Source organism: Enterococcus sp. DIV2467a (assembly GCF_050532945.1).
GTDB lineage: Bacteria > Bacillota > Bacilli > Lactobacillales > Enterococcaceae > Enterococcus > Enterococcus faecalis.
In genome coordinates, this window is the sequence record NZ_CP172896.1 from 1,241,143 (window position 1) to 1,252,778 (window position 11,636).

The following is an 11,636-nucleotide window of genomic DNA, read 5'->3' on the forward strand; positions in this document are numbered from 1 at the left end:
ATGCAACGGTATTTCATGAAAGAAGATTATCAAGAAAAAGATTTGTATAAAGTCGCAGATGAAAACTATCATCATATTGTGCGAGTTATGCGAATGACGCCGAATGATCGTTGTTATTTAGTATTTCAAAATAAAACTGCCATTTTAGCTGAGATTGTGGAAATTGATTCAACATCTGTTTACTTTAAAGAAATTAGTAAAGAAGAAATGGACAAAGAATTGCCAATTGAAGTGACGATTGCGTGTGGGTTACCAAAAGGGGACAAGTTAGAATGGATTGTTCAAAAAGGCACGGAGCTAGGTGGCAATCAGTTTATCGGCTTTCCTGCGAAAACTTCCGTTGTCAAATGGGACCACAAAAAAAGAGCAGCCAAAGAAAAAAGATTACAAAAAATTGCCACAGAAGCGGCGGAGCAATCGCATCGGCAGCAGACACCAAGTGTTTCTTTGGTGGAAAAAACACAAGAAATCATTGCGCAATTTGACTCATATGACACAGTCTTGGTTGCGTATGAAGAATCAGCAAAACAAGGAGAAAAAAGTCAATTAGCACAAGTATTATCCACTTGCCAGCCAGGCGCACGTTTGTGTGTGCTCTTTGGACCTGAAGGTGGCTTTGCACCGCAAGAAATTGAACAATTTCTGCAGGCTGGGGCGAAACTTTGTGGGTTGGGTCCGAGAATTTTACGAGCAGAAACAGCACCGTTGTATCTTTTAAGTGCAGTTAGCTACCAAATGGAACTTTTAAATTAAACGAAAGCCCGCCTGTAAAATTCTTGTAGGCATTCTCTTTGAATAAACAGAGAGTAAAAAAGCGACAGTGATTGAAATTTAAGGGAAATTTAGTATAATAGAGTTGTTGAAAGTGCTACTGTTTCAAGTGGTACTTTTCTTTTTTATTAAAATAGATAAAACGTGAACGAAGTGTTCTTTATCCAAAGGTCACCTTCATAGAGGAGTGAATACCATGCCAAAAGAAGAAATACTGACAGGCCCAGCGGTCATCAAAATTGTAAGTACCTATATGGGACCAGAACATGTTGAGTTGGTTCAAAAAGCATTAACTTATGCTGAAAAAGCACACGAAGGTCAAGTCCGACAATCAGGTGAACCTTACATCATCCATCCGATTCAAGTGGCAGGCATTCTGGCTGAATTACATATGGATCCCCATACTGTAGCAACAGGATTTTTACATGATGTTGTCGAAGATACGGACGTAACACTGGACGATTTAAAAGAAGAATTTGGCGAAGACATCGCAATGTTAGTCGATGGCGTGACGAAACTAGGAAAAATTAAATATAAATCTCATGAAGAACAATTAGCCGAAAACCATCGGAAAATGTTATTGGCAATGGCGCAAGATTTACGGGTCATTATGGTGAAACTAGCCGATCGTTTGCACAATATGCGCACATTAAAACATTTACGTGAAGATAAGCAACGACGGATTGCGCAAGAAACTTTAGAAATTTATGCGCCTTTAGCACATCGCTTAGGGATTAGTCGAATTAAATGGGAATTAGAAGATACGGCCTTACGTTATATTAACCCCAACCAATACTATCGAATTGTTAATTTGATGCAAAGCAAACGCGATGAACGTGAAGCTTATGTGGCAGAAGCAGTCGAAGATATTCGTTTAGCTACGGAAGATTTAGAAATTTACGCAGAAATATATGGTCGACCAAAACATATTTATTCAATCTATCGTAAAATGAAGGACCAAAAGAAACAGTTTAATGAAATCTATGACTTATTAGCCATTCGTGTTATTGTCGATTCCATTAAAGATTGCTATGCCGTGTTAGGGGCGATTCATACACGTTGGACACCAATGCCAGGTCGTTTTAAAGATTATATTGCTATGCCAAAAGCGAATATGTATCAATCTATCCATACGACAGTTATTGGGCCAAAAGGGAATCCAGTAGAGGTCCAAATTCGGACCCATGAGATGCACCAAATCGCCGAATTTGGGGTGGCGGCTCACTGGGCCTATAAAGAAGGCAAAGCGGAAAAAATTGAAACAGATGAACTGACGAAGCAAGTCGATTGGTTCCATGAAATTATTGAATTACAAGATGAAAGCTATGATGCTTCTGAATTTATGCAAGGTGTGAAAGAAGACATTTTTAGTGACAAAGTCTATGTCTTTACGCCAAGCGGAGATGTAACCGAACTGCCAAAAGGCTCCGGACCACTAGATTTTGCCTACAGCATTCATACTGAAATTGGGAATAAAACAACCGGTGCGAAGGTCAACGGCAAAATGGTACAGTTAGACTATGTCCTAAAAAATGGGGATATTATTGAAGTCCTAACATCACCGAATTCTTTCGGACCTAGTCGCGACTGGCTGAAAATGGTTAAAACAAGTAAAGCCAAAAATAAAATCAAACGTTTCTTTAAAGAACAAGACCGTGAAGATAACATTATTAAAGGGCATGATGCTGTCATTAAATACATGACAGAAATCGGCTTTACACCGAAAGAATTTTTAACGAAGAATAAAATGGCGGAAGTGCTAGATAAATTTAAATTTCAAACGGAAGATGATTTATTTGCGGCAGTAGGTTATGGCGAAGTAAGTGCGCAAGTAGTGTGCAATCGTTTAACAGAAAAAGAACGCCGCGAACAAGAGTTGGAACGCCAACGTCAAGAAGCAGAAGAGTTGTTAAATCAGCCAGCTAAAAAAGAATCAGAAAAAATGAAAGTTCGTCATGAAGGTGGCATCGTGATTCAAGGGGTGGACAACCTATTGATTCGTTTAAGCCGCTGTTGTAATCCAGTGCCTGGTGATGAAATCGTTGGTTACATTACCAAAGGACGTGGCGTTTCAATTCATCGTGCGGACTGTCCTAACGTACAACATCAAGAAGAACTAGCACAACGTCTAATTGAAGTTGAGTGGGAAGATACCGAGCACAGTCGCAAAGAATACGCTGCCGATTTGGAGATTTACGGCTATGATCGTAGTGGCTTACTGAGTGATGTTTTACAAGTCATTAGTTCGATGACAAAAAATTTAGTCGGCGTTGAAGCTCGTCCATCCAAAGATAAGATGGCCCAGATTCATGTTACTGTGAAAATTCAAAACCTTTCTCATTTAAAAACCATCGTTGACAAAATTAAAAGTGTACCAGATGTTTATAGTGTTCGTCGAACCAATGGGTAAGTGTTAAAAGTGAGGCAAAAAAGATGAAAGTAGTTATTCAAAGAGTCAGTCAAGCACAAGTTGCGATAGAAGAGCAGATAGTGGGACAAATCAAACAAGGCTTCATGGTGCTGGTGGGCATTCATCAAGAAGACACGCCAGAAGATGTGGCTTATGTTGTTGGCAAAATCAGTAAATTGCGTGTTTTTGAAGATGACGAAGGAAAAATGAATCGCAGCATTCAAGAGATTGAAGGATCAATTATAAGTATCTCTCAATTTACCCTCTATGCAAAAACTAAAAAAGGCAATCGTCCCAGTTTTATTGAAGCGGCTCGTCCAGATGTGGCGATTCCTTTGTATGAATTATTTAATCAACAATTAGAAGCAGAAGGAATAGCGGTAGCCACAGGAGAATTTGGCGCGGATATGCAAGTGTCGTTGACCAATGATGGTCCAGTGACCATTGTGATCGATACACGAGAAAAATAATTGATTTTCCTATCGGAACCTCTTGACTTTCTAAGAGAACTTTAGTAGTTTATAGATAATATTAAAAATCTACGAAGGAACGAGTAAGTTTCATCTGTCTGCGAAGAGAGAGTTGCCGTGGCTGAGAGCAACTTCAACAGTGAAAGTGAAAGACATTCTGGAGATGGACGGAAGAAAAGCCGTCCCGTTACGAGCGTTAATCGTTGAGGAAAGAGTAAAATCTTTCAAAACTAGGTGGTACCGTGTAAAAGAGACTTTTACGCCCTTGTATGTTCAACATACAAGGGCTTTTTTCATTTTTAGAAAAAAGAAAATGGCGCACACATTTTTGTGGAATGATAGAAGGAGAGAAAGACAATGAGTTATCAAAAACCAAAAGGAACAAACGATATTTTGCCAGGAACTTCTGAAAAATGGCAATTTGTGGAAGAAACAGCTCGTTTGATTTTTAAAGATTATCAATACCAAGAAATCAGAACCCCGATTTTTGAACATTATGAAGTAATATCTCGCAGTGTTGGCGATACTACAGATATTGTTTCAAAAGAAATGTATGATTTTTATGATAAAGGAGATCGTCACGTGACGCTACGTCCTGAGGGGACAGCGCCAATTGTTCGGGCCTTCGTTGAAAATAAATTATATGGTCCGGAATATACGAAACCATATAAAACCTATTACATGGGGCCGATGTTCCGCTATGAACGCCCACAAGCTGGTCGTTTGCGTCAATTCCATCAAATTGGTGTGGAAGCATTTGGTAGTGAAAACCCAGCATTGGATGTTGAAATCATGGCTATGGCTTTGGACTTCTTCAAACAATTAGGCATCCAACAAATCAAATTAGTTATTAATTCCTTGGGGGATAAAGAAACACGTGCTACGTACCGTCAAGCATTAATCGATTATTTAGAGCCCCATATGGCAGAATTAAGCGAGGATTCACAACGTCGCTTACACGAAAATCCATTGCGGGTGTTAGACAGCAAAGATAAAAAAGACAAGGTGATTGTCGCAGAAGCGCCCTCCATTTTAGATTATTTAAATGAACCATCTAAAGCACATTTTGAAGCAGTAACTGATATGTTAGATTTACTAGAAATTCCTTATGAAATTGATAGTAATATGGTTCGCGGCTTGGATTATTATACACACACAATTTTTGAAATTATGAGTGAAGCGCCTAAAATGGGGGCGCAATCAACTATTTGTGCAGGAGGCCGATACAATGGTTTAGTTGAAGAATTAGGCGGCCCAGACACACCAGGTTTTGGTTTTGGTATGGGCATTGAGCGAGTGTTGTTAACAATGGAAGCTGAAGAAGTTGTGATTCCAGCGTTATCTGAATTAGACGCATATGTGGTTGGGATTGGTTCAGAAACCAACATCGCAGCTTTGCAACTTGTTCAAAGCATTCGTAACTTTGGTTTCTCAGCTGATCGTGATTACATGAATCGCAAACCAAAAGCGCAATTTAAAACGGCCGATAAATTACAAGCAAAATTAGTTTTAACAATCGGTGAAAATGAATTGAATGAAGGCATTGTCAACGTAAAATCAATGGCAACACGCGAAGAAAAAGCCTTCCCGTTAAGTGCTATCCATGATTCATTTGATGAAGTGTATGACGAAATGATGACAAAAATGATTGAAGAATAAAAAGGAGAGATTGAGAAATGGCAAAACGCACAACCTATTGCGGCAATGTATCTGCCGAATTTATTGAAAAAGAAGTTGTATTAAAAGGATGGGTTCAAAAACGTCGTGACTTAGGAGGGGTTATCTTTATTGATTTACGTGACCGTGAAGGAATCGTCCAAGTGGTCTTTAACCCAGAAAAGTCAAAAGAAGCATGGGAAATTGCTGATAAATGTCGTAGTGAATACGTCATCGAAGTTAAAGGTCAAGTCGTTTATCGTGATAAAGAAGCGATTAATCCCAAAATGAAAACTGGCGAGTTTGAAGTGATGGCGACTGACATTACGATTTTAAATACTGCGAAAACAACGCCATTTACCATTGAAGATGACAATAACGTTAATGACGAATTGCGCATGAAATATCGTTATTTAGATTTACGTCGTCCATCAATGACAAACAACATTAAATTACGTCACCAAGTAACGAAAACAATCCGTCACTATTTAGATAATCATGACTTTTTAGACATTGAAACTCCTTATTTAGGCAAATCAACACCAGAAGGCGCTCGCGATTATTTGGTTCCTTCTCGTGTCCATGCCGGTCATTTTTATGCTTTACCACAATCACCACAACTCTTTAAACAATTATTAATGGGGGCAGGCTTCGATCGCTATTACCAAATCGTTCGTTGTTTCCGTGATGAAGATTTACGAGGCGACCGTCAGCCAGAATTTACACAAATCGATATCGAAACGACCTTTTTAACACCAGAAGAAATTCAAACATATACAGAAAATATGTTGGCTGAAGTGATGAAAGAGACAAAAGGAATTGAGATTTCTGTTCCGTTTCCACGAATGAGCTATGATGAAGCAATGGCACGCTATGGTAGCGATAAACCTGACACTCGTTTTGCTATGGAATTAATTGATGTCGCAGATGTAGTGAAAGACGTAGACTTCAAAGTTTTCCAAGCAGCGTTGGAAAATGGCGGACATGTGAAGGCTTTAAATGCTAAAGGCGCCGCAGATAAGTATTCTCGTAAAGATATGGATAACTTAGGTAAGTATGTGAGTCAATTTGGTGCAAAAGGCTTAGCTTGGTTAAAAGTTGAAGAAGATGGCTTAAAAGGACCGATTGCTAAATTCTTAACAGAAGTTAGTGATGAATTAATTGCTGCTACCAATGCAGAAGTCGGTGATATTTTAATGTTTGGTGCCGATAAACCTGAAATCGTAGCCGCTGCTTTAGGTGCGGTACGTACACGTTTAGGTAAAGAATTAGGTTTAATTGATGAATCGAAATTCAATTTCTTATGGATTGTGGATTGGCCGTTGTTTGAATATGATGAAGAAGCTGGTCGCTATGTTTCTGCTCATCATCCATTTACACAACCAAAAGCAGAGGATGTGGCCCGCTTAGCAACAGACCCAGCCTCTGTGTATGCTGAAGCTTACGATGTTGTCTTAAACGGCTACGAATTAGGCGGTGGCTCATTACGGATCCATACACGAGAATTACAAGAAAAAATGTTTGAAACGTTAGGTTTTACAAAAGAAGAAGCACAAGACCAATTTGGTTTCTTGCTAGACGCATTAGATTACGGCTTCCCGCCACATGGAGGGATTGCTTTAGGGCTAGACCGCTTAGCAATGCTATTGGCTGGGGAAGAAAATATTCGTGAAGTGATTGCCTTCCCTAAAAACGGGAAAGCAATTGACCCAATGAACAACGCACCAAGTTTAGTTTCTCCATTACAATTGTTTGAATTAAACATTGATGTAACAGCCATTGACGAATAAGTGTTAAATCCAAAGAAAGAGTGACTTCATTGACGGATGAGGTCACTCTTTCTTTGGGAAGGAAAAGGATAACAAAATAAAAAGTGGCTGAGCTAAAAATCTGCCAATTGGCTGTTTTTTCTTTTTAGAAAACTTTGTATGATAACTGAGTGTATAAAGGAGCGAAACAAATGACAAAAATAATTTTAACAATTGGCGGTTCCGATCCTTTTTCAGGTGGCGGGATTCAAACAGATTTAAAAACGTTTGAAAATCATCAAGTCTTTGGCTTATCAACTTTAACTTGCCTTGCTACAGCCCCCAAGAATCATTTTCAGATTCATGACCTGGAGACTTCTTTGGTGAAAGAGCAGCTCGCTTCCATACCTGCCGGGAGTTTAGACGGCATCAAGATTGGCTTGATTCACAGTGAAGAAAGTATGTTACAAATTGCAACCTTTTTGAAAAAGCACGCAGGTCTGCCGGTGGTGTTGGATCCTGTCTTAGCTTTTAAAGAAACGACTTCAGTTTATGAAAAAAGATACATGCAGTTATTGATTGAAAAACTTTTTCCATTCGCAACGATTATAACGCCTAATTTAAAAGAAGCAGAATTACTCATTGGCAGAAAATTAACAACCGTCGAAGAAGTCCAACAAGCGGCGGAAGAGTTAAACTCTTTAGGAGCGGCAACGGTGGTGATTAAAGGCGGTAATCGTTGGCTTGGTCAAGAAGCACGTGACTTTTTTTATGATGGACAACAACATATTCAATTGGTCAAAGAAAAAGTAATGGCCCACACCATTGATGGCGCTGGTTGTTCCTTTGCCTCTGCAATTGGTGCGAATTTAGTTAAAGGATATCCGTTAATTGAAGCAGTTGATTTAGCAAAAACATACGTTCATGAAGCCATTGTTTCAGGGGTTCAGCTAAATGCAGCTTTTGGAAGTGTGTGGCATGAAGGATTACTAGCAGGAGGTGTGGCGGATAATGACAAGAAAAATTAGTCTATATGCAGTAATTACCGCTTTAACAGTGGCTGTGTCAATGGTCTTTATTATCCCCGTCCCAGCAACAAATGGCTTTGTTACATTGGCGGATGCAGGGATTTACATTGCTAGTTTACTTTTTGGTCCGATTGGTGGCTTGACAGTCGGAGCTTTAAGCGGTGGTTTAATTGATTTATTGTCAGGCTATCCACAATGGTTCGTTTTTTCGTTATTGATTCATGGCGGACAAGGGTGGTTAGCAGGGCACTTCTTTAATAAAAATAAAAAGATGCAAACGCTAGGATTACTTTTAGCCAGTCTCCTCATGATTAGCGGGTATGCTTTAGCGACTAGCTGGCTTTACGGCGTGGGTGCGGGGATTGCCTCTTTACCAGGGAATATTATTCAATCCTTATTTGGGGTGATTGTAGCATTGCCTCTTAGTCAAACATTAAAACGTGTGTTACCAAAAAATGGTCGTTTAGAAGAAAGAAGGATGAACAAATGACTATCGATGAAAAAATGTTAAAAGAACAGTTAGTGACAATTACAGAAGAAGTCATTACAGCAGGAAATTTACAAAAAGGGGACCTATTTGTTTTAGGTTGTACCACCAGCGAGGTGGTAGGTGGCGTCATTGGTAAAAATTCCAGTGCCGAAGTAGGACAATGGATTGTCTCAACCTTAATTGAACAATTAGATAAAAAAGGCATCTCTTTGGCTGTCCAAGGATGCGAACATATTAATCGTGCTTTAGCGATGGAACGTCGTGTGGCTGAAGAAAAAGGCTTTGAAATTGTCTCGGTAGTACCGCAATTACATGCTGGCGGTTCTTGTTCAGTGGCTGCCTTTGAAAAATTTGATGAACCTGTGGAAGTTGAACATATTGTTGCTCAAGCAGGGATTGACATTGGCGATACATCTATCGGTATGCATGTAAAACATGTGCAAGTTCCTCTTCGCTTGAGCATTCGAACGTTAGGTGCGGCCCATGTTACAGCATTATATTCTCGTCCTAAATATATTGGTGGACCAAGAGCCCATTATGAAACAACCCAAGAACGAAATCGTTAAGATTTCGTTCTTTTTTCATTTCTATAAACATTTGATGAATCTTCCGTAATTATTATAGGAATCTCTTTTTTTCTCTCGGTAAACCACGTATAATATGAAAAGAAATGTAATTTATTGAAAACCTGAAACGAGGCTATTATTTATGAAAAAAATTTATGACGGACTGCCAGTTCATGACTATACAACAAAATTTTCTGTGTCGATTGTCTATGCTATTCTTGCATCAATTGCCATGAACTTTTTCTATCAACCAGGAAATATTTATTCCAGTGGCTTAACAGGCTTGGCACAAATTTTAACAACCCTCTCAACAAAAATTGTCGGTTTTAATGTGCCTGTCTCCATTACATTGTATCTTTTAAACGTGCCGTTATTCTTTATTGCGTGGAAAAAAATAGGTAAGAAGTTTACAATTTTTACTTTCATTACCGTGACTTTAACTTCATTATTTATGCATATTGTTCCGCAAACGGTGATGACCCAAGATCCAATTATCTGTGCTATTTTTGGTGGGGCGATTTCTGGATCAGGAATTGGTTTTGTTTTAAAAAACGGGGTTTCTTCTGGGGGCTTAGATATTCTAAGCATTACCATTCGGAAAAAAACGGGGCGTTCCGTTGGCTCGATTTCAATTTATTTTAACGCACTAATTGTCTTCGTTGCAGGTTATTTATTTGGCTGGCAGTACATGTTCTACAGTGCGTTATCAATTTTTGTAAGTGGAAAGGTCACAGATGCTGTTTATACTAAGCAAAAGAAAATGCAAGTTATGATTGTCACTAAAAACCCAGATCGAGTCGTGGATGAGATTCAAAAGAAAATGCGCCGTGGTATTACAATTATTCATGAAGCGGAAGGGGCATATCGCCACGACCGCCAAACTGTTTTGCTAACTATTGTGACACGCTTTGAGTTGCCAAGTTTAGAAGCAGCCATGAAAGAAAGCGATCCGAATGCCTTTGTCAGCATCTCAGATAATGTCAAAATTTTAGGACGTTTTTACGAAGAAGATTACAAATAAAAGGATATGAAGCAACGAGAGAATGGCTGTGTCTATTCTTTCGTTGCTTTTTTTGAAAAATAAGTAAAAAAATGCTTTGTGTGAGGACCTGAAATTCCCATTTAAACAAGAAGTTAATTGAAAGACGTTCGTGAATTCCTTTGCTTTTGGTTTAATTAAATCTAATTATTCGGAAATAAGTCGCTATTGTTTCTCGCAAACGAATGCTTTGTTTGGATTTGAAAGAAAACGATGAAAAAAGAATCATTTTTATTGAAAAGACCCAAAAAAACTGGTACACTAAGTGTGTAATTGATAAGTACTTTTAATACTGTTATGAATAAATAGTAGGAAAAACGAACATCAATTCTATTTTTTTAAAGTTCATAGGTCGTTTTCAGTCTTACTTGGACATATTTCGACCCACAAAAGGAGCGCATCATGTTAAAAGAATTTAAAATGATTGAAGCAGTTGCTCCAGATATGCTCGATGTATTACAAGAAAGATTCCAAATTCTTCGCAATATTTATTGGATGCAACCTATTGGACGTAGAAGTTTATCAGAAACGATGGGAATTACAGAGCGAGTCTTGCGTACAGAAACAGATGTTTTAAAGCAACTCAACCTGATTGAACCTTCAAAAAGCGGGATGACATTAACAGAACGCGGTTTGGAAGTCTACCAAGGCTTAGAATTAGTCATGAATCAATTGCTTGGTATGCACCAAATCGAAAAAGAAATGACACAGTACTTTGGCATTCAACGTTGTATCGTTGTTGCAGGAGATAGTGATATCCAAAAGAAAGTTCTTTCGGACTTTGGAGATGTCTTAACCAATACGCTGAATTTACTCTTACCAAATGGTGAGAATACAATTGCGGTTATGGGTGGGACAACAATGGCCATGGTGGCCGAAAATATGGGATCACTAGAAACTGAAAAACGTCATAATTTGTTTGTTCCAGCCAGAGGAGGGATTGGTGAAGCAGTTTCTGTCCAAGCCAATTCAATTAGTGCTGTAATGGCCAACAAAACGGGTGGTAACTACCGGGCGTTATATGTCCCAGAACAATTGAGTCGTGAAACGTATAATAGTTTATTACAAGAACCCTCGATTCAAGAAGTTCTTACGTTAATTAGTCATGCCAACTGTGTGGTGCACAGTATTGGTCGAGCGTTGCACATGGCGGCACGCCGAAAAATGTCTGACGACGAAATGGTTATGCTCAAACAAAAAAATGCCGTGGCAGAATCGTTTGGTTATTTCTTTGATGAAGAAGGAAAAGTGGTCTATAAAATTCCACGAATTGGCCTTCAATTAAAAAACTTACAAGAAATTCCCTATGTCGTCGCAATTGCGGGCGGCAAAACGAAAGCCAAAGCCATTCGCGCATATATGAAAAATGCACCAAAACAAACGTGGCTCATCACAGATGAAGCTGCCGCAAACGAGATTTTAAAAGGGGTAACCCTTTAAAATAAAAAATTTTTGATT

General features: G+C 38.8%; 11 protein-coding genes. All 11 read left to right on the forward strand.

Translation table 11 applies throughout. The features are described 5' to 3' along the window. A complete protein-coding gene (locus tag IGL80_RS05785) occupies positions 1 to 753 on the forward strand; it encodes a 16S rRNA (uracil(1498)-N(3))-methyltransferase (RefSeq protein WP_002357078.1) in 753 nt (250 codons plus the stop codon). A 214-nt stretch (positions 754 to 967) separates the two neighbouring features. After that, the gene (locus IGL80_RS05790; RefSeq protein ID WP_002357079.1) at positions 968 to 3,181 is read left to right on the forward strand and encodes a RelA/SpoT family protein; all 2,214 of its coding nucleotides are present in this window, start codon (positions 968 to 970) and stop codon (positions 3,179 to 3,181) included. Between the two features lie 23 nt (positions 3,182 to 3,204). Further along, positions 3,205 to 3,651 carry a D-aminoacyl-tRNA deacylase gene (gene dtd, locus IGL80_RS05795; RefSeq protein ID WP_085366646.1) on the forward strand — a complete coding sequence of 149 codons (447 nt, stop codon included), beginning with the start codon at positions 3,205 to 3,207 and terminating at the stop codon, positions 3,649 to 3,651. A gap of 139 nt (positions 3,652 to 3,790) precedes the next feature. Then, positions 3,791 to 4,012, forward strand: a complete 222-nt coding sequence (locus IGL80_RS05800) for a hypothetical protein (RefSeq protein ID WP_002383130.1) — start codon at positions 3,791 to 3,793, stop codon at positions 4,010 to 4,012. Next, positions 4,009 to 5,310, forward strand: a complete 1,302-nt coding sequence (gene hisS, locus IGL80_RS05805; RefSeq protein WP_002360033.1) for a histidine--tRNA ligase — start codon at positions 4,009 to 4,011, stop codon at positions 5,308 to 5,310. The genes IGL80_RS05800 and hisS overlap by 4 nt, the downstream gene beginning before the upstream one ends. A gap of 17 nt (positions 5,311 to 5,327) precedes the next feature. Then, a complete protein-coding gene (aspS, locus tag IGL80_RS05810; protein WP_002360034.1) occupies positions 5,328 to 7,097 on the forward strand; it encodes an aspartate--tRNA ligase in 1,770 nt (589 codons plus the stop codon). A 149-nt stretch (positions 7,098 to 7,246) separates the two neighbouring features. Then, on the forward strand, positions 7,247 to 8,083 hold the full coding sequence (locus tag IGL80_RS05815) for a bifunctional hydroxymethylpyrimidine kinase/phosphomethylpyrimidine kinase (RefSeq protein ID WP_002385835.1): 837 nt from the start codon (positions 7,247 to 7,249) through the stop codon (positions 8,081 to 8,083). Continuing rightward, positions 8,067 to 8,573, forward strand: a complete 507-nt coding sequence (locus tag IGL80_RS05820) for an ECF transporter S component (protein WP_002357086.1) — start codon at positions 8,067 to 8,069, stop codon at positions 8,571 to 8,573. Before IGL80_RS05815 ends, IGL80_RS05820 begins: the two co-directional genes overlap by 17 nt. Then, positions 8,570 to 9,139, forward strand: a complete 570-nt coding sequence (locus IGL80_RS05825) for a TIGR01440 family protein (RefSeq protein ID WP_002365825.1) — start codon at positions 8,570 to 8,572, stop codon at positions 9,137 to 9,139. Before IGL80_RS05820 ends, IGL80_RS05825 begins: the two co-directional genes overlap by 4 nt. 142 nt (positions 9,140 to 9,281) lie before the next feature. Beyond that, entirely contained in the window at positions 9,282 to 10,160 is an 879-nt protein-coding gene (locus tag IGL80_RS05830) for a YitT family protein (RefSeq protein WP_002357090.1), read from the forward strand. 420 nt (positions 10,161 to 10,580) lie between these two features. Further along, positions 10,581 to 11,618 (forward strand): sugar-binding transcriptional regulator, encoded by a 1,038-nt coding sequence (locus IGL80_RS05835; protein ID WP_002357092.1) that lies wholly within the window; start codon positions 10,581 to 10,583, stop codon positions 11,616 to 11,618. Positions 11,619 to 11,636: the final 18 nt, after the last annotated feature.